Raw genomic sequence first — 18,302 nt, forward strand, 5'->3', positions numbered from 1 at the left:
TGGCTAAAAAAAGAAAAAACTCAGCTAACGATTTTAAAATCCGAAGATTAAAACCATCTGCTGAGATAATAGTATTAGAAATAAATGCTTAAAATATCAGTATTAGTGACGGAAATGTCTCACACCGGTGAAGACCATGGTGATCCCGTGCTTGTTAGCCGCATCAATCGAGTCTTGGTCACGGACAGAGCCACCAGGCTGAATAATGGCCTTGATGCCTGCTGCTGCGATTTCTTCAATGTTATCCGCAAATGGGAAGAAGGCATCAGACGCAAGAACTGCACCGTCCAGACGGTCTTTGGCTTGCTCGACGGCAATACGAACAGAAGCAACACGGTTGGTCTGACCAGGACCGACACCAAGGGTTTGGTGGTCGTTGGAAATCAAGATGCCGTTTGACTTGACGTACTTGATGGCTTTCCAGGCAAACTCAAGAGCAACGCGTTCTTGCTCATCCGGCTGACGCTCTGTTACCACCTGCCAGTCCGCTGGGACTTCTTTGACCACGTCTTGGTTTTGCACCAACATTCCACCGACGACACCTGTATACTCGGCTTCTTTCTCGCTGGCGTCTTGGGCATCAAATGGCAATTCTAAGAGGCGCAAGTTTTTCTTTTTATTGGTCAAAATGGCTAGCGCTTCTTCTGAATAAGACGGGGCAATGATGATTTCAAGGAAAATCGGGTGCATCTTTTCAGCCGTCGCAGCATCCACCTCACGGTTTAAGACAACAATCCCACCGAAAATGGAAACCGGATCAGCATCATAGGCATAGTCCCAAGCTTGCTCAATGGTGTCTGCTTGACCGATTCCGCATGGGTTCATGTGCTTGAGGGCCACCACTGTCGGACGGTCCTTGAAGTCACGGATAATGCGGATCGCCGCATCTGCGTCACGGATATTGTTGAAAGACAATTCCTTACCGTTTAATTGCTTTGCAGAGGCAATCGAGTAATCCGTCGGAATGGCATTTTGGTAAAAATCCGCATCCTGTTGAGGGTTTTCACCGTAACGCATGGACTGATTCAAATCATAGGTCAAGGTCAATTTCTCTGGCTTGGCTTCACCGACCTGCTCTGTAAAGTAGGCAGCAATCAAGGCATCGTAGGCTGCGGTATGGCGGAATACTTTGGCTGCCAAACGTTGACGAGTCTCATAAGCCGTCTCGCCAGTTGCTTTTAGCTCATCCAGCACCACCGCATAGTCAGCTGGATCAACCACTACTGTGACACTGGCGTGGTTTTTAGCCGCAGAGCGAAGCATGGACGGTCCACCGATGTCAATGTTTTCCACCGCCAAATCATAGGTCACATCTGGACGCAAAATGGTTTCCTTAAAAGGATAAAGGTTGACCACCACCAGGTCAATCAAGCCAATCTCATGGCCTTTGGCTGCATCCAAATGGCTATCCAAGTCCCGACGAGCCAAAAGGCCACCGTGGATTTTAGGATGAAGGGTCTTGACACGGCCATCCATCATTTCTGGAAAGCCAGTCACATCATCGATAGCGATTGTCGTAACCCCTGCATTATCCAGGGCTATCTTGGTTCCACCGGTCGAGATAATCTCCCAACCCAGTTGTGTCAATTCTTGGGCAAGTTCTACAATCCCTGCCTTGTCTGATACGCTGATCAGTGCGCGTTTTGTCATGGTTTCTATTTCCTATCTATATCGTTTATCAGTGCTGTTACAATACTGTTAGCCACAAGTGCTGCAATCACTACCTGCCAAAAGCTCAGTTCCTTAAAAATGAGGAACACAATCCAAAAGACAACTATGAAAACAATGATTGCCAGTAACGGACTTATTAACTGCTTTTCATTTTGTTCTCTAAATTAATTGTTTTCATCCTAAAGTCACTCGCTAAAAACGTTTCACTAATTCTGCAATCACTTCTGGATACAGTTGATACTCCGCCTGGTGAATGCGTTCTTCAAAGGTTTCAAGCGTATCTTCTGGCAAACGTGGGACACGGACTTGTTTGATGATTTGACCCGTATCCACTCCGGAATCCACCCAATGAACAGTAACTCCAGACTCTTTAACACCGGCCTTCCAGGCGTCTTCAATGCCATGGGCACCTGGAAACTCTGGAAGATAAGCCGGGTGAATGTTGATGATTTTGCCTTCATAGGCAGCTAACAAGGTCGGACCAATAATCTTCATGTAGCCCGCCAAAATGACCAAATCAATCTGGTGTTGGTCCAGCAATTGGACCAGGGCTTCTTCATAAGTCTCTTTGTTGGCAAAATCCTTGAGCTCAAAGCTATAATGCGTTACACCCAGATTCTTGGCACGCTCGAGCACATAGGCTTCTGGTTTATCGGAGAAGAGAAATGCTACTGGAAATTGTTCAGCGATGACTTGAAAATTCGAGCCAGATCCACTGGCAAAAACAGCAAGTTTGGTCATCGAATCACCACACTAGCCTCTTCTTTAGCAATGATACGGCCAATTTCATACACCTCTTCATCCACCAAGTCTTTAACAGCTGCGACCTTATCTGGATGGACCGCCAAGACCAAGCCGATCCCCATGTTGAAGATTTCAAACATTTCGTCGTGCTTGATCTTGCCGTATGTTTCAAGGGCTTTGAAGATTGGCAGGACTGGAATCTGTTTTTCATCGATTTCAGCAGCCAACTCCTCACCAAACATCCGCGGCACATTTTCAATAAAGCCACCACCTGTAATATGGGCAATCCCATTGACCAGCCCTGCTTTTACGAGCGGAAGGACCTGTTTGACATAGATACGGGTTGGCTCCAAGAGAACATCTTTGAGGGCTCTGCCTTCTAGCTCTGGTAACAGAGCGTCGCCATCCATGTCCGCAAAGACCTTACGCACCAAGGAATAGCCGTTGGAGTGGACGCCGCTGGAAGCTAGACCGAGCAAGACATCGCCTTCTGCAACCTTGCTGCCATCGATGAGTTGGGATTTTTCAGCGATGCCGACCGCAAATCCTGCCAAATCATAATCGTCTTCACCGTACATGCCCGGCATCTCAGCTGTTTCACCGCCGATGAGGCCACAGCCTGCCTGCACACAGCCTTCTGCCACGCCAGCGACGACTTGCTCGAGCTTGGCCGGTTCATTTTTTCCGGTGGCGATATAATCGAGGAAGTAAAGGGGCTCAGCACCTGCAGCGATGATGTCGTTGACACACATGGCCACACAATCCTGGCCGATAGTATCGTGTTTGTCATACTGAATCGCCAACATGAGCTTGGTGCCGACACCATCCGTCCCTGAAACCAGGACAGGCTCTTTGACATCCAGCTGGGTCAAATCAAACATGCCACCAAAGCCACCGAGTGCCCCCATGACACCCAATCGTTCTGTTCGGGCAACGTGTTTTTTAATCCGTTCAACGACTTCATAACCCGCTTCAACATCCACACCCGATTGGGCATAGGCATTTTTCTTTTCAGACATAAGGTTTCCTTTCTTTGAAACACCACAAGATAGAGATACAATTATTTGACATTTTGAATGTAAAAACTGGTTTTTTCATTTAAACTACGGAGGTATTCTTCTTCGTAATCATAGAGTGGGGTTGGATAGTTGCCATCAAAATAAGCGACACACAAGCCCCCATTTGGTGCATCTGTTTCTAAGCCGATGGCCTCAATCATCCCATCCAAAGACAGGTAGGTCAGGCTGTCTGCACCAATAATCTCGCAGACCTCCTCTACGCTATGGTTAGCTGAAATCAACTCGCGACGGGTTTGAATATCAATCCCGTAGAAGCAAGGGTACTTGAGCTCTGGGCTCCCAATCGCCACATGGACCTCAGCCGCACCCGCTTCGCGCAACAACTGAACAATCCGACGTGAGGTTGTCCCACGGACAATCGAGTCATCAATCATGACCACGCGCTTGCCTTTCACGACACCTGATACAGCAGACAGTTTCATACGGACCCCTTGCTCGCGCAATTCTTGGGTTGGTTGAATAAAGGTCCGTTGGGTATACTGGTTTTTAACCAGACCCATTTCATTTGGCAAGCCCGATTCTTCGGCGAAGCCCATGGCTGCGCTAAGAGAGGAATTTGGCACACCGACCACAATATCGGCTTCATGTTGAAATTCCTGCGCCAGCTTTTTCCCCATATTCTTCCGAGCTGTATGGACATTGACCCCAGCAATGGTCGAATCCGGACGGGCAAAATACACATATTCCATGGAACAAATCGCCAACTGAGTATCGGTCGTGTAGGTGTCTTCTTGAATCCCCGCATCATCGATGATCAGGACTTCCCCAGGGCGAATATCTCGTATCCACTCCGCACCAATCACCTCAAAGGCACAGGTTTCAGAAGCTACTACAATAGCACCATTCTTCATCTTCCCGAGCGACAGTGGTCGGAAACCATTGGGGTCAAGAGCCGCAATCAATTTGTCTTCCACCATCAAGAGATAGGCAAAGCCCCCCTTCACCGTTGAGAGGGCTTCCTTAACCTTTCCCATAAAGCTTGGGTTGTGGCTCCGGCGAATCAAATGCATCAAAATTTCTGTGTCTGATGAGGCGTTAAAAATGGCACCTTGTTTTTCCAACTCATTACGCAAAGAGATAGCATTGGTCAGATTCCCATTGTGGCAAAGACCAAACTGCCCATCATTAAATTTATAGAGGAAGGGCTGGATATTGCGAATATCCGAAGATCCTGCGGTCGCATAGCGGACATGGCCAATAGCTGCCGAACCCGTCAATTTTTCCAAATCCTTAGGGTTTTTAAAGACCTCAGAGAGCAAGCCCATATCACGGTGTCCCTTGAGGGTTCCTTGGTCGTTAGAGACGATGCCTGCCCCTTCTTGGCCTCGGTGTTGCAAACTATGGAGCCCAAAATAAGTCAGTTGAGCAGCCTGGGGATGTCCCCAAACGCCAAAGACACCACACTCTTCATTTAGCGATTTTACTTCGTACATTGTTATTACCTTTAGTTTTGATAACTTCCTTATCAGATGGGGAAAAGGAGGGACACCATCTGGCCCACCTTAATCCCTATTTATTTCCCTGTAAAATAACGGACCGCACTGTCAAACAAAGCTTGGTCTTTTAGACCAGGGACATTTTGGAAGAGCCCCTCTTCCCAGCGTTCGCTGTGACCCATTTTCCCGATGATTTGACCGTTTCGGCTAGTAATCCCTTCAATGGCATAGAAAGAACCATTTGGATTGTAACGGCTATCCATACTTGGATTCCCTTCAAAGTCGACATACTGACTCCAAATTTGTCCATGGTCACGCAGCTCTGCAAATTCGTCTGCAGTCACCACAAACTTCCCTTCCCCGTGAGAAACTGGAATCGTATGGACATCGCCTACAGTGACACCAGCTAACCATGGTGAATTGGTATTGGCAATACGGGTCTCAACCATCTTGGCAACGTGCTGGTTGGCATCATTGTAAAAGAGGGTTGGACTGGTTTCAGATGCTGTCTCAAAGTTACCATACGGCAAGAGACCAGATTTGACAAGGGCCTGGAAACCATTACAGATACCAATAATGAGGCCACCACGCGCGATAAAGGCATCGATAGCCTTACGCACGTGCTCATTCAATAAGATATTGACGATAAATTTAGCAGAACCATCTGGCTCATCTGCCGCAGAGAAGCCACCTGCAAAGAAGAGGATTTGACTCTCACCGATTTTGGCGACCATTTCCTCAATCGACTGTTGAATAGCTTTGGCATCCAAAGTTCGAAACGGTAGCAAGTCTACACGAGCGCCAGCCTGTTCAAAAGCCTTCGCAGAATCGTACTCAGAGTTGGTTCCAGGAAAGACCGGAATATATACTAGCGGCTGGTCGATCGTTTCTTTGGCTATCTTCACCACATCCGTCACCACTTGAGGAACAGCGGCCAGAGTTGTTTCCTGGTCAAAGGTCGTTGGATAAACCGTTTCTAAAGTCCCTTCGTAGGCAGACAAAAGCTGGTCACCAGCAAGGCTCACACCGTTAACGGATAGCGTAAATGCTTCGACTGTTTGACCGATGCTTTCAACACCATCAATAGTATCTGGTGACGTGAAGACAAAGCCACCCAACTGCCCCGTCAAACTAGACGACAAATCAGCAAGCGACACCTCAGCCCCGATGCGGTTTCCAAATGTGGCCAAGGCAAGGCTTTCTAGGACACCACCATATTTCACAGCAGAAGCAGACGTCACTCTATACTTGTCTTGAATGGCCGCAAATTGCTCAAAGTTGGCTTTGATGCCATCAAAAGCAATATTTTCTGATAAAGCATAGCCTGGGATGTAGTAAATCGTTTCACCAGCAGCTTTAAATTCAGGCGAGAGAACCTTGTCAACAGATGCTGTGGTCACCCCAAAAGCCACAAGGGTTGGCGGAACCGTTAACTCTTCAAATGTCCCTGACATGGAGTCCTTCCCACCGATAGATGGCAAGCCCAACTGGATTTGCGCTTCAACAGAACCCAGCAAGGCCGCCACAGGCTGACCAAAACGCTCTGCCTGCTTGTCCATACGTTGGAAGTATTCTTGATAAGAAAAACGGGCTTGTTTCCACTGGCTCCCTACGGCTACCAAACGGCTCGTCGCTTCAATCACCGCATAGGCTGCCCCGTGATATGGAGACCATTCCGCCAAATACGGATGGTAGCCTTGGGCAATAGCTGACGCTGTTTGGGTTGTCCCGTGCTGAACTGGTAATTTTTGAACAGATGCTTCTGTTGGAGTCACTTGGTAACGGCCACCCAATGGGTGATTGACTGTGGAACGACCGACAGAGGAATCAAAAATCGTCTGCAAGCCTTTTTGACTGGTATGGTTGAGGTCTGAAAGAACAGCGAGTGTATCAGATTCAAGAGTTTCTGCCGTAGTCACGCGTGCCTCAGGAATCTCACCCTCGTGGTCCACTACCTTGGCATCTACGACCACGCGCACGCCATTGGTGTCCAAAAAGGCCCGTTCAATGTCAACGATCGTCCGACCTTTCCAGGTCATGACCAAACGTGGGTCCTCCGTAACGGTCGCCACTTCAACCGCTTGGATATTTTCCTTGGCTGCCGCTGCAATAAAGGCTGCTGCATCTTCCGGACGGACCACAACAGCCATCCGTTCCTGGCTTTCTGAAATAGCAATTTCTGTTCCATTTAAGCCTTGGTATTTGAGAGGGACCTTATCCAAGTCAATGGTCAACCCATCAGCTAACTCACCGATGGCCACACAGACCCCACCTGCACCAAAGTCATTGGATTTCTTGATCAGACGGGTCACCTCACCATCTCTAAAGAGGCGCTGAATCTTCCGCTCTTCAATGGCATTCCCTTTTTGGACCTCAGCACCAGCTGTCTCAACTGATTCAGCCGTCTGGACCTTAGACGATCCCGTTGCCCCGCCAATACCGTCACGACCGGTTTTCCCACCAAGGAGAATGACCAAATCCCCCGTTGATGGCTGTTCACGAACCACATTTTCTTTTGGAGCAGCACCGACAACGGCTCCTAACTCCATGCGTTTAGCGACAAAGCCAGGGTGGAAGTATTCTTTGACATAGGTTGTCGCAAGACCGATTTGGTTCCCATATGAAGAGTAACCATGAGCGGCTGTCTTGGAAATCACCTGCTGTGGCAATTTACCTGCACGCGTTTCTGAAATAGGCTGGGTAATGTCACCCGCTCCTGAAATCCGCATGGCTTGGTAGACATAGGAACGCCCTGATAAAGGATCCCGAATGGCTCCACCGATACAGGTTGCCGCGCCACCAAACGGTTCGATTTCAGTTGGGTGATTGTGGGTCTCGTTCTTAAACATGAGGAGCCACGGTTCTTTGACGCCATCAACATCGACTTCAATTTCCACTGAGCAGGCATTGATCTCATCCGATACTTCCAAGTCGTCCAAACGCCCATTAGCCCGCTCAAATCGTCCAAAGATTGTCGCCATATCCATGAGGGTTTGAGGTTTCTCACTACGTCCCAATTCCTCCCGCATGGCCAAGTACTTGTCATAAGTCGCCTGCAGTTGCGCCTCAAATTTAGAGGCTGAAAAATCAATCTGACGCAGCTCTGTTTCAAAGGTCGTGTGACGGCAGTGATCCGACCAGTAAGTGTCCAACACCTTTAATTCGGTCTCTGTTGGAAAGCGCCCAATCGATTGGAAATAGTCCTTGATAAAGAGCAAATCGGCCACTTCCATGGCCAAGCCATGCTTGGCCTTGTAGTCAGCAAACTCCACTTCTCCAAAATGGCCAAAAATATCCAGAACAGGAATATCTTCAGAAGACTGACTAAACTGTTCTTCCTGTAAACCCTTTTCAATAGCCTTAAAGCGAGAATCTACCGGATTGAGCAAGTACTTTTTAATAGCTTCCAATTCCGCTTGGTCAAGGTCTTTATTTAAAAGGTAAAGTTGGGCTGCTCTGACAGTCACATCTGGGTTAGCTCCTAATAGGAACAAGGCTTCTTGCGCAGATGCCGCTCGTTGGTCAAATTGACCTGGCAAGGCCTCAATCGCAAAATAAGCATGGTCAGACAAGGCAACGTCTTTTTCCGTCAAGACGGTATCTGTCACTGGCTCTGAAAAGATGTGTTTTTCAGCAGCCGCAAACAAGGCTTCTTCCAATCCAAAGACATCATAGACCTGGACCAAGCGTAAACTCTCTAAACTAGTCAACTGCAAGTTTTCACGCAATTCCTTGACCAAAGCCTCTGACTTGACCTGAAACGCCTCTTTTTTCTCAACAAAAATCCGTTTGTTCATTCCTTAGATACCTTAGCGATCAAACAAGAAAAGGTTTTATCCCTTGAATGTCTAATCGCCAGTTATTCCTTTCTTTAACCCAAAGCCTTTAATTTATCTAAAACCACTTGATAAACATCTGTCACCGACCCTAAATTACGGCGGAAAACATCCTTATCCATGTGATTCCCTTCAGCATCCCAAAGTCGACAAGTATCTGGAGACACTTCATCGGCCAAAATAATCTCTCCTGATGATGTTCGACCAAATTCTAATTTATAATCAATCAAGGTTAAGCCTATTTTAGAAAATAGATCCTTTAACACCTCATTGATGTGGCGTGCTTCAGCCTTGAGATGAGCCAATTCCTCCTCTGATGCAATCCCTAAAAACAGGATATGTTCATCATTAATAAAAGGATCATCCAAGTCATCATTCTTGTAATAAAATTCAACGATTGGCTGAGGCAAGAGCTGCCCCTCCTCAATCCCAAATCGCTTAGAGAAAGATCCAGCTGTAAAATTGCGAAGCACAACTTCCAAAGGAATAATATCGACCTTAACGTTACTCTGTTCTGTTTCAGATAATTCTTCAATAAAATGCGTCTTAATGCCTGCCGCCATTAAATGCCGAAAAATAAGAGACGAAATCTGATTATTAAGTTTCCCTTTCCCTTGAATTTCTTCTTTACGGGCACCGTTGAGCATAGTCGCTTGGTCCTTGTATTGGGCAATAATCACATTTTCGTCTGCTGTGCTGTATAAATCTTTAGCCTTCCCCGAATAAATCAATTGTTTAGACATTCTATCGTTCGCCTTTCTCTGTTTGAAACCAATTTTAGCATAGTCATCTCTAAAATTCAAGGATAATCCTGAATTTTTGGAGATATAGAAAAACAAACGTTCGCATTCCGAACGTTTGTTTTTCATCTCATTATCAAGCATCTACTCAAGAAAATTCTCTTCCTAAATGCACCTGCTAAGCAAGTCTTAAGACTCTTTCTTAAGTAAAATATAATCGACCACATCTTTTAACTGAGTAAAATGATCAGCATCTGTATCATTGATTTCTATATCAAAAGCATCTTCTAAACTAATGATGAATTCCATAAGCTGGACCGAGTCGACAAAACCATCTTGGATCGATGTGTTCTCAGTAAGAGCTATATCATCCCCCATATATTCCTTGGCAACTGCAACGACCTTATCAAAAATATCTGTTCTTGTCATAGTTTTTATTCCTCAATCCTTGAAAATTCTTGAACCGATTGGCCTACCACATCTGTTTCTAACATGGTCCTAATCTGACGAATGGTACTAACAATACTCTTGGCATCACTAGATCCATGGGCTTTAACAACAGGCGCTTTAAGGCCAAAAAGCACAGCACCGCCCGCATCTGAATAATCCAATGTCTGCTTGAGAGTCATCAGACTCGGCTTCAACAATAAAGCCCCAAGTTTAGCACGCAAACCACCAGCATTGATAGACGATTTTAACTGCCCCATAATGGAGAGGGCTGTCCCTTCAACTGTTTTCAAGACCGCATTCCCCGTAAAGCCATCAGTAACGACTACATCGGCAACTCCATTTAATAACTCACGTGCCTCAATATTACCAATAAAGTTAAGAGTTGAATCTTCTGATAAAAGCTGGTACGTTTCTTTCCGAAGCGGATCTCCTTTACTAGCCTCGGTACCATTGTTTAAGAGACCGATGCGAGGATTCGCCACACCACGGACATTTTTAGCATAGAAGGACCCAAGAATAGCATATTGATGAAGGTATTTTGCCGTACTTTCAGCATTTGCTCCTAAATCAAGCATATCAAATCCCTGACCACCCATAGAAGGTAGGGTCGACAACAAACCCGGCCGATCGATTCCCTTGATACGACCAACAACAAAGAGACCAGCAGCTAGAAGCGCCCCTGTGTTCCCAGCAGATAAAACCGCATCTGCCTCCCCATCTTTAACCGCCTTAGCGGCTAAAACCATGGAAGCTTGTTTTTTCTGACGAATAGCCTTAGCCGGTTCATCATCAGAATTGATTTTTTCATCCGTATGAACGATACTGACACGCTCAGTAGCGGTCAAATGCTCCCGAATCTTCGTTTCATCTCCATACAAAATGATCTCAATATCATTATAGCTTGCAAGGGCTTGATTGACACCTTCTACAACAGCCTTGGGCGCATGGTCCCCACCCATAGCATCAATAGCAATTCTCTTCATGTCTGTCTCCTTCATTTCTGTAGTAGTCTTATTTTACCATAATTTCAGTCAATCTCGGTGCATTAACTGTCCCCAATCTGCCATATCATCGATAAACTTCTTTGCCTTAAGGTGAATACCAACATACTCTTCATAGAGCTGATCGATAAAAGCACGGAGTTTAACCTTCATCTCAGGACCGACAGATATGGTCCTCAACTCTTCAAAACTCACCCCTTGAAACCGTGATAAAAGGTAAATGACATTAGGATCCACCTGAGCTCTATGAGCATCTTGGTGCACATGGTCTGGACACAGACAGCCAGCATACTGATAGGAAAAATCCAGCGGCATGCCAACACGGTGACAAACAACACATTCGGAAAAATTCAGACTCACCCCGAAACGACTAAGCACCTGAATCTCAAAGATGTTGGTCAACACCTCCTCATCTAAGCCTTCCTCCATCAACTCTAAGGTTTTGGTCAAAAAGGCAAACAGGCTAGGATCAGCTATATTATCCTGGATAGCAGCATCAGCTAAAGCCACAACATAAGTAGCAAAAGCTAATTTAAAGATATCCTCGTTGATCGCAACAAAGGTCTTACTATCTCGGTAATCCTCTATGAAACCTAGGCCTTCCTGGCCCAGTTTTAAGATAAAGTCTGATGTCGTTAAGGGTTGGATAACAGGAGTTAACTTCGAATCCCTGGCATGCTTGACAAAGAACATCCGCTTCCCTTCTGTCTCCGTGAATAGTTTGACCAACATATCACTTTCACGGTAAGGACGATTGTAGAGGACGATTCCCTTAGTCTCAACGCGATTCATCTGATTCCATGAAGCGTGCCAAGCGTTTCATGGCCTCCTCAATCTTTTCCATACTAGCAGCATAAGAAATGCGGACGTACCCTTCCCCAAATTGCCCAAAGGCTGCACCAGGAATAAAGGCAACTGCCTCTTTACGTGCAAAGCTTTGCAAAAACTCAAAGGAATTTTGATTGTAGCCATCAGGAATCTTAGCAAAGATATAAAAGGCACCATCCGGTCGAATAATCTCAAATCCTAAAGCAGTCATCTTCTCCAGGATAAAGTCACGGCGCTTGATATAGGCCTCTTTCATCGGAAGCGCATCGTCTTTACCGTTCTTGAAAGCTTCTAATGCCCCGTACTGGGCCATTGTAGCTGCTGCTGTCACAAGGTATTGATGGCTTTTAATAAGCTGCGCTGTTATAGCCGCAGGAGCCATAATCAGGCCGATCCGCCAGCCAGTCATAGCATGGCTTTTCGAAAGCCCCGTTACTAAAATCGTCTGCTCAGGAAGATACTCTGCAATCGAAACATGAGGCTCATCTGTATAGGTCAATTCTGCATAGACCTCATCTGAAATCACAAAGACTTCATATTTCTTCATTACCTCAGCCAAAGCCTTAATTTGCTCACGCGAATAAGTCACTCCAGTCGGATTAGCCGGATAGTTTAAGATAACGGCCTTCAACTTATCACCTTGAGCCACTATCGCTTCTTCCAGCATTTCCGGCGTCAACACAAAACTGTTTGACGTTGTGTCAATTTCAACGACAGAGCATCCTACCATATCCACGATAGGCTCATAACCTGGGTAGGCAGGAGCAGGTAGCAAGACCGTGTCTCCTGCTTCAAGGATAGCTACCAAACTGGCAGACAAGGCCTCTGTGGCACCAATGGTCACCAAAATTTCATTGTCAGGATTATAGGTTAACTGATATTTATTATTGACAAATGCTGCAGCTGCCTGACGAAGCTCTAACAAACCACTCATACCAGTATAGTAGGATTGATTGGCATCAATTGCTGCCTTAGCTGCTTCTTTAACATGCTCAGGTGTTGTAAAATCAGGCTCTCCTAAGGTTAATTTTAAAACTCCTGGAATGTCTGAAATCGATTGGTCAAATTGACGAATCATCGATACCTGAATTTTGTCTAAATTTTTATTAAAGCGTTTCGTTAAATCCATGCCCTTACCTCACAATCTGTAATACCTTATTATACCTTAAAAGAGCTCATTTTCAAAAAAAACATTGACTCTCTTTTAGATAACAGGGTAAAACCGGATTCTTACAATGGAAAAATCTATGGATTCATAAAAAAAGCTCGACTAAATAGCCGAACTTTCTTCTCTTTATTTACTTTCAAACAAGGGTGATAACGGGCGTTTTTCGTGAATGCGTACAATAGCATCCGCCAATAAATCCGCAATCGAGATTTGTTCAATCTTATCAATGAGGCGATCTTCGGGTGTGTAAATCGTATCTAAAACAATTAATTTCTTAATCGCAGACTTTTGAATATTATCCATAGCAGGTCCTGATAAAACAGGATGGGTACAACTCGCATAAACGTCAACTGCGCCAGCAGCTTCTAGAGCATCTGCAGCATGGCAAATAGTTCCGGCGGTATCAATCATGTCATCAATCAAAATACAGGTTTTACCATCAACTTTACCAATGATGTTCATAACTTCTGACGTATTCATCTTATCCACACTACGTCGCTTATCAATAATGGCAATAGGAGTTTTCAGAAACTCTGCTAATTTACGAGCCCTGGTCACACCACCATGGTCAGGTGAAACAACAACGTAATCAGAACCAGTCATCCCACGACGTTCAAAATAGTCTGCAATCAGAGGAGCTCCCAATAAGTGGTCTACTGGAATATCAAAGAAGCCCTGTATCTGAGAAGCATGTAAGTCAATGGTCAACAATCGATCGACACCGGCAACTTCAAGCATATTAGCTACCAATTTAGACGTAATAGGCTCACGAGCACGAGCTTTCCGGTCTTGACGGGCATAGCCATAGTATGGCATCACGATATTAACAGACTCCGCACTAGCACGTTTGAGGGCATCCACCATAATCAGGATTTCCATTAAGTTATCATTGACTGGTGAAGACGTTGATTGAAGAATATAGACTTCCATCCCCCGAACAGATTCTTCAATGTTAACTTGGATTTCTCCATCTGAAAAATGACGCACCGTCGACTTACCTAATGAAATTCCCATCGTATCTGCTACTTTTCTCGCTAACTCCTCATTTGAAGATAAGGAAAAAAGCATTAAATTCACGTATGACATATTGCCCTCCATTTTAATTTTACGTAACTACCACTAAAATTATTTTAACGCTTTTTGTTCTATTTTTCAAATCATATTTTGAGAAATAGAACATTTTAATCGATGTGATTTAGGGTTGCTATTTTTTGACATTCGCTACACATTTCTTATTGAAACCCGCAAAAAAAGAGAACGAGTCCGCTCTCTTTAAAGGACATTGTTTTATAACTAACAACTAACAAGTGTTTCTTTTATGGGTAAATGTACAAGACAGTACCGCCACCCCATGTGCTAGCAGTTGGATTAAACCAGCCACGATAATTACCAATTGACATGCTACCAGCATAATTTGATTCAGACACTTGAATATTAGTTGCAGACTGTACAGCTGTTACGACAGCAACGTGTCCATATCCACCACCATCATAAGGCCAAACTGCTACTGCTCCAACAACTGGTGTTGAACCAACAGAGTAACCTGCTGCCTGAGCCGAAGCTGGCCACTGATTCGCATTACCCCAGTAATTTCCAACCCAAGGAGCTAACGCCTTAGCACCCCAAGTACATTGTCCTACAGGATAAGTATTTGCTGAAGAATATGATACCTTTGCAGTTGTTGCAACAGTTTCAGTTGTTGCAACAGTATTTGCTGGCGCAACTGTTGATTCTGATACAGTCGTTGCTGAGGCACCTGAAGTATCCCCTGAATTCGTCTGAGTAGTAACATTAGAAAGCACTGTAGGAGTCGCAGTTACAGCAGCTGCAGCTAAAGCTTTAGCTTGAGCTTCTTGAGCTGCACGATACGCTGCTTCTTCAGCAGCTGCCTTTGCAGCAGCAGCTTCTGCAGCTGCTTTTTGTTCTAAGAGTGATTGTTTTTCATTTTCAGCAGTTGATAATTCCGCCGCCAAATTAAGTTTAGCAACTTCTAACTCAGCTTGTTGAGTTTTTAATGTTTGTTCATCATCTGACAACTGTTGCTGGTTTGCAGCAATCGTATTGATGGCTTCTTGGTTTGCTTTTTGCTTTTCTTCAATCGCTACCTTATCAGCTTCTTGCTGACGAATCATGTCATTATTAGCTGACACAAGTTCTGTCATTGCCGTCACACGAGAGACCGCATCTGAAATAGAGTTGGAATCAAGAACAGTCGCAATGTAATTGAGGGCTGTTCCTTCAGTCTGAGCTGATCTCGCTTGAGCTGACAAGACTTCGTTACGTGCCACGATATTTTCTGAAAGAACTGTAATCTCTGCAAAGAGGGCATCAGATTCAGCCTGAAGTTTTTCATTTTCAGCTGCTAATTTAGATTGCTGGTCTTTGATTTGATTAACATTTGCTTGGATAGAATCAACCTGAGCTTGTGCTGCCGCTTGTTGTGAATTTAAACTTGAAATTTTGTTCTCAACAGCTGAAATCTTTGAATCTGTATCTTGCGCCGATACTGATGTCATTGGAGCCAGTTGAGTTAGGGCAATTGTACTTAAAAGCACCGTTGCTAAAATTTGTTTTTTCATAATACTGGAAAAAGTCTCCTCATATAATAAGTCCAATTTATATTATAACAGAAAAAGTCCAGGCTAATGTTACGCCTTCTTTACAATTAAGTGTCTATCCTTCTTAAACATTCTGGAATAAATCACATAAACCACAAAAGATAGACCATAATTGACCACTATGGTTGGAAAAAAGTGAGTAATCATAGTGAACCATATATAATCTCGAGCCCCCTCTAAAAAAAATGATGCGGTCAAAAGTAATCCTTCAAAGAAAAAGATAAGGACTAACGACACAAGACCAAATGATAACATATTAAAACTAAAAGTATTTAAATAATAAAACGCTAAAAGTAGTAATATAGGTAAGATAAAAACAGTGACACCAGCTATTTGGAGGTAAATAAGGTCAAATAAAAAGCCAAAAAGGATAGACCAAAGCAGCACTTTTTGAATAGATGACTCTCGCAATAACATCATTCCCCACAAAAGCCAAATAAACGTTGTAAAGCTATAAGGAGTCGGTAAAAGATAACCCGAAAATAGACTCAACTGCCCATCTAGAAAAAGAAAGAAAACAGATAGGCAATAAGCAAAAATGGTTTTTAATTCTTTCATAGATCCTGCCCTACTAAGACGACGCTATAAATCCGAGAAAAATCAGCACTAGGCTCAACGAAGACCTCAAGGCCAAGCTCATCATCATCTTTGAGCACTTTTACGACTTTTCCAATAGCAATATTTGGCGCATAAGACTCAGATAAATCGCTTGTAACAACAGTTTGACCAATTTCTACACCACTATTCTGGTTTAACTGGGAGACTTTAAAAACATGATTTTTTGCATCATATTCAGATAAGATACCATAAACAGAATTAACCCCTTCAAATGTAACAGGAAGGGAAGGTTTTGAAAAATCATCAGAAAGTAATTGTACTGTAGAACTGTTATCATCAACTGAAGCAACTATCCCTACAACACCATTATTGGCCAATACTAGCATTTTTTCAACAACCCCATCTTGTTCACCTTTTGATACCACTATTTTAGATGTCCAAGAAGGAGAAAGCCTTGAGATAACTTCAGCAGTCATGTATGTTTTATCTTGATATTGATCAATTAATTTAGCTGATTCACGTAAGGAAGCATTTTCTGATTTTAAACTATTATTTTCACTGAGAAGTGTTTGATAATTCGAAAGCTCACTCTTTAAAACTTGATTTTCTTCAAAGGTAGAAAATAAAGCCCTACTATCTGTAACGATATCAGAGACAAAGTGAAAGGGTTTTGAAAAAAAACGATTCGTTACACCAGCACTTGGTCGTATAAATGTCACAATGGAATCTCTATTATTATAGGTAATCAATAATAAAAATGGAAGCACAATGAAAGATAAAAAGAGCAAAACTAAATACTTTGGTTTAAATTTCAAAACAAGACCTCTAAAATAAAAAAATAACGAGATATCAAAAAGATAGTCTCGTCAGAACGGAGAATGGGGGATTCGAACCCCCGCGCCAGTTACCCGACCTAACGATTTAGCAAACCGTCCTCTTCAGCCTCTTGAGTAATTCTCCAATATTATAAAAGAATGGGCACGAATGGAATCGAACCATCGACCTCACGCTTATCAGGCGTGCGCTCTAACCATCTGAGCTACGCGCCCAATATCATTTTTAAATGAGAAATGGCGCGAGACGGAATCGAACCGCCGACACATGGAGCTTCAATCCATTGCTCTACCAACTGAGCTACCGAGCCAACATTGCGGGAGCAGGATTTGAACCTACGACCTTCGGGTTATGAGCCCGACGAGCTACCTAACTGCTCCATCCCGCGTTAATAGTCATTAATGAATCACTAATAACAATACAATGCGTTTTAAAATCATGTTACAAGGAGGATGTGGGATTCGAACCCACGCACGCTTTTACACGCCTGACGGTTTTCAAGACCGTTCCCTTCAGCCGGACTTGGGTAATCCTCCAACAATAATGGACCTTGTAGGACTCGAACCTACGACCGCTCGGTTATGAGCCGAGTGCTCTAACCAGTTGAGCTAAAGGTCCAAACTACAAGATTATAGAAAAAAATAGCGGCGAAGGGGATCGAACCCCCGACCTCCCGGGTATGAACCGGACGCTCTAGCCAGCTGAGCTACACCGCCAAAAATCGGGAAGACAGGATTCGAACCTGCGACCCCTTGGTCCCAAACCAAGTACTCTACCAAGCTGAGCTACTTCCCGATACATAAAACTCTCGTCCTATATGCACCCTAGAGGAGTCGAACCTCTAACCGCCTGATTCGTAGTCAGGTACTCTATCCAGTTGAGCTAAGGGTGCGCTCTTTTTATTTCTCATGCCGAGGACCGGAATCGAACCGGTACGATGTTGCCATCGCAGGATTTTAAGTCCTGTGCGTCTGCCAGTTCCGCCACCCCGGCGAGGCAAAGCGAACGACGGGATTCGAACCCGCGACCCCCACCTTGGCAAGGTGATGTTCTACCACTGAACTACGTTCGCATCGCTTTTCTTTCCTTAATGCCGGCTACATGACTTGAACACGCGACCCTCTGATTACAAATCAGATGCTCTACCAACTGAGCTAAGCCGGCCTATTTGAATGCGGATGAAGGGACTTGAACCCCCACGCCTCGCGGCGCCAGATCCTAAATCTGGTGCGTCTGCCAATTCCGCCACATCCGCTTTATGACCCGTACTGGACTCGAACCAGTGACCCACTGATTAAAAGTCAGTTGCTCTACCAACTGAGCTAACGAGTCATCATCT

14 protein-coding genes and 14 tRNA genes are annotated in these 18,302 nt (G+C 44.6%); all 28 read right to left on the reverse strand.

Going from position 1 to position 18,302, the window contains the following annotated elements; genetic code table 11:
- Positions 1 to 102 precede the first annotated feature (102 nt).
- The 28 genes from purH to J2S23_RS03270 all read right to left on the reverse strand — a co-directional run bounded on the left by purH (position 103) and on the right by J2S23_RS03270 (position 18,295).
- A complete protein-coding gene (gene purH, locus J2S23_RS03135; protein WP_307121314.1) occupies positions 103 to 1,650 on the reverse strand; it encodes a bifunctional phosphoribosylaminoimidazolecarboxamide formyltransferase/IMP cyclohydrolase in 1,548 nt (515 codons plus the stop codon).
- Positions 1,651 to 1,863: 213 nt separating this feature from the next.
- Positions 1,864 to 2,412, reverse strand: coding sequence for a phosphoribosylglycinamide formyltransferase (gene purN / locus J2S23_RS03140; RefSeq protein ID WP_307121315.1), 549 nt, complete (start codon positions 2,410 to 2,412; stop codon positions 1,864 to 1,866).
- Positions 2,409 to 3,434 (reverse strand): phosphoribosylformylglycinamidine cyclo-ligase, encoded by a 1,026-nt coding sequence (gene purM, locus J2S23_RS03145; protein WP_307121316.1) that lies wholly within the window; start codon positions 3,432 to 3,434, stop codon positions 2,409 to 2,411. The genes purN and purM overlap by 4 nt, the downstream gene beginning before the upstream one ends.
- 41 nt (positions 3,435 to 3,475) lie before the next feature.
- Positions 3,476 to 4,927 (reverse strand): amidophosphoribosyltransferase, encoded by a 1,452-nt coding sequence (purF, locus tag J2S23_RS03150; RefSeq protein WP_307121317.1) that lies wholly within the window; start codon positions 4,925 to 4,927, stop codon positions 3,476 to 3,478.
- Positions 4,928 to 5,007: 80 nt separating this feature from the next.
- Positions 5,008 to 8,727 (reverse strand): phosphoribosylformylglycinamidine synthase, encoded by a 3,720-nt coding sequence (locus J2S23_RS03155; RefSeq protein WP_307121318.1) that lies wholly within the window; start codon positions 8,725 to 8,727, stop codon positions 5,008 to 5,010.
- 74 nt (positions 8,728 to 8,801) lie between these two features.
- The gene (gene purC, locus J2S23_RS03160; RefSeq protein ID WP_307121319.1) at positions 8,802 to 9,509 is read right to left on the reverse strand and encodes a phosphoribosylaminoimidazolesuccinocarboxamide synthase; all 708 of its coding nucleotides are present in this window, start codon (positions 9,507 to 9,509) and stop codon (positions 8,802 to 8,804) included.
- A gap of 186 nt (positions 9,510 to 9,695) precedes the next feature.
- Positions 9,696 to 9,935: a phosphopantetheine-binding protein gene (locus tag J2S23_RS03165; RefSeq protein WP_307121320.1), complete on the reverse strand. Its 240-nt coding sequence runs from the start codon at positions 9,933 to 9,935 to the stop codon at positions 9,696 to 9,698.
- A 5-nt stretch (positions 9,936 to 9,940) separates the two neighbouring features.
- Entirely contained in the window at positions 9,941 to 10,939 is a 999-nt protein-coding gene (plsX, locus tag J2S23_RS03170; protein ID WP_307121321.1) for a phosphate acyltransferase PlsX, read from the reverse strand.
- Positions 10,940 to 10,987: 48 nt separating this feature from the next.
- Positions 10,988 to 11,749 carry a DNA repair protein RecO gene (gene recO / locus J2S23_RS03175; RefSeq protein ID WP_307121322.1) on the reverse strand — a complete coding sequence of 254 codons (762 nt, stop codon included), beginning with the start codon at positions 11,747 to 11,749 and terminating at the stop codon, positions 10,988 to 10,990.
- Complete coding sequence (locus tag J2S23_RS03180) at positions 11,736 to 12,914, reverse strand: pyridoxal phosphate-dependent aminotransferase (protein ID WP_307121323.1); 1,179 nt, start codon at positions 12,912 to 12,914, stop codon at positions 11,736 to 11,738. The genes recO and J2S23_RS03180 overlap by 14 nt, the downstream gene beginning before the upstream one ends.
- A gap of 165 nt (positions 12,915 to 13,079) precedes the next feature.
- Positions 13,080 to 14,039: a ribose-phosphate diphosphokinase gene (locus J2S23_RS03185; RefSeq protein WP_307121324.1), complete on the reverse strand. Its 960-nt coding sequence runs from the start codon at positions 14,037 to 14,039 to the stop codon at positions 13,080 to 13,082.
- Positions 14,040 to 14,269: 230 nt separating this feature from the next.
- Positions 14,270 to 15,532: a peptidoglycan hydrolase PcsB gene (gene pcsB / locus J2S23_RS03190; RefSeq protein WP_307121325.1), complete on the reverse strand. Its 1,263-nt coding sequence runs from the start codon at positions 15,530 to 15,532 to the stop codon at positions 14,270 to 14,272.
- A gap of 69 nt (positions 15,533 to 15,601) precedes the next feature.
- The gene (locus tag J2S23_RS03195) at positions 15,602 to 16,129 is read right to left on the reverse strand and encodes a hypothetical protein (protein ID WP_307121326.1); all 528 of its coding nucleotides are present in this window, start codon (positions 16,127 to 16,129) and stop codon (positions 15,602 to 15,604) included.
- Positions 16,126 to 16,944 carry a rod shape-determining protein MreC gene (gene mreC / locus J2S23_RS03200; protein WP_307121327.1) on the reverse strand — a complete coding sequence of 273 codons (819 nt, stop codon included), beginning with the start codon at positions 16,942 to 16,944 and terminating at the stop codon, positions 16,126 to 16,128. The genes J2S23_RS03195 and mreC overlap by 4 nt, the downstream gene beginning before the upstream one ends.
- Before the next feature lie 57 nt (positions 16,945 to 17,001).
- Positions 17,002 to 17,089, reverse strand: a tRNA-Ser gene (locus J2S23_RS03205).
- A gap of 15 nt (positions 17,090 to 17,104) precedes the next feature.
- A tRNA-Ile gene (locus tag J2S23_RS03210) sits at positions 17,105 to 17,178 on the reverse strand.
- A 22-nt stretch (positions 17,179 to 17,200) separates the two neighbouring features.
- Positions 17,201 to 17,273: transfer RNA gene (locus tag J2S23_RS03215), tRNA-Phe, on the reverse strand.
- Between the two features lie 4 nt (positions 17,274 to 17,277).
- Positions 17,278 to 17,351: transfer RNA gene (locus tag J2S23_RS03220), tRNA-Met, on the reverse strand.
- Positions 17,352 to 17,409: 58 nt separating this feature from the next.
- Positions 17,410 to 17,499, reverse strand: a tRNA-Ser gene (locus J2S23_RS03225).
- 8 nt (positions 17,500 to 17,507) lie between these two features.
- Positions 17,508 to 17,581 (reverse strand) — tRNA-Ile (locus J2S23_RS03230).
- 24 nt (positions 17,582 to 17,605) lie between these two features.
- Positions 17,606 to 17,679 (reverse strand) — tRNA-Met (locus J2S23_RS03235).
- A 5-nt stretch (positions 17,680 to 17,684) separates the two neighbouring features.
- Positions 17,685 to 17,758: transfer RNA gene (locus J2S23_RS03240), tRNA-Pro, on the reverse strand.
- A gap of 23 nt (positions 17,759 to 17,781) precedes the next feature.
- Positions 17,782 to 17,855 (reverse strand) — tRNA-Arg (locus tag J2S23_RS03245).
- Between the two features lie 17 nt (positions 17,856 to 17,872).
- Positions 17,873 to 17,956, reverse strand: a tRNA-Leu gene (locus J2S23_RS03250).
- 7 nt (positions 17,957 to 17,963) lie between these two features.
- Positions 17,964 to 18,035: transfer RNA gene (locus tag J2S23_RS03255), tRNA-Gly, on the reverse strand.
- A gap of 19 nt (positions 18,036 to 18,054) precedes the next feature.
- Positions 18,055 to 18,127, reverse strand: a tRNA-Thr gene (locus J2S23_RS03260).
- 9 nt (positions 18,128 to 18,136) lie between these two features.
- Positions 18,137 to 18,218: transfer RNA gene (locus J2S23_RS03265), tRNA-Leu, on the reverse strand.
- A gap of 4 nt (positions 18,219 to 18,222) precedes the next feature.
- Positions 18,223 to 18,295 (reverse strand) — tRNA-Lys (locus J2S23_RS03270).
- Positions 18,296 to 18,302 lie beyond the last annotated feature (7 nt).

It is taken from the genome of Streptococcus moroccensis, assembly GCF_030812835.1.
GTDB classification, from domain to species: Bacteria; Bacillota; Bacilli; order Lactobacillales; family Streptococcaceae; genus Streptococcus; species Streptococcus moroccensis.

Bases quoted from the DNA above. Each gene is read 5' to 3' on its own strand.
- J2S23_RS03155 (WP_307121318.1), bottom strand. From the start codon at position 8,727: ATGAACAAACGGATTTTTGTTGAGAAAAAAGAGGCGTTTCAGGTCAAG.
- recO (WP_307121322.1), bottom strand. From the start codon at position 11,749: ATGAATCGCGTTGAGACTAAGGGAATCGTCCTCTACAATCGTCCTTAC.
- purN (WP_307121315.1), bottom strand. From the start codon at position 2,412: ATGACCAAACTTGCTGTTTTTGCCAGTGGATCTGGCTCGAATTTTCAA.
- plsX (WP_307121321.1), bottom strand. From the start codon at position 10,939: ATGAAGAGAATTGCTATTGATGCTATGGGTGGGGACCATGCGCCCAAG.
- J2S23_RS03180 (WP_307121323.1), bottom strand. From the start codon at position 12,914: ATGGATTTAACGAAACGCTTTAATAAAAATTTAGACAAAATTCAGGTA.
- pcsB (WP_307121325.1), bottom strand. From the start codon at position 15,532: ATGAAAAAACAAATTTTAGCAACGGTGCTTTTAAGTACAATTGCCCTA.
- J2S23_RS03195 (WP_307121326.1), bottom strand. From the start codon at position 16,129: ATGAAAGAATTAAAAACCATTTTTGCTTATTGCCTATCTGTTTTCTTT.
- J2S23_RS03165 (WP_307121320.1), bottom strand. From the start codon at position 9,935: ATGACAAGAACAGATATTTTTGATAAGGTCGTTGCAGTTGCCAAGGAA.
- purH (WP_307121314.1), bottom strand. From the start codon at position 1,650: ATGACAAAACGCGCACTGATCAGCGTATCAGACAAGGCAGGGATTGTA.
- J2S23_RS03185 (WP_307121324.1), bottom strand. From the start codon at position 14,039: ATGTCATACGTGAATTTAATGCTTTTTTCCTTATCTTCAAATGAGGAG.
- purC (WP_307121319.1), bottom strand. From the start codon at position 9,509: ATGTCTAAACAATTGATTTATTCGGGGAAGGCTAAAGATTTATACAGC.
- purF (WP_307121317.1), bottom strand. From the start codon at position 4,927: ATGTACGAAGTAAAATCGCTAAATGAAGAGTGTGGTGTCTTTGGCGTT.
- purM (WP_307121316.1), bottom strand. From the start codon at position 3,434: ATGTCTGAAAAGAAAAATGCCTATGCCCAATCGGGTGTGGATGTTGAA.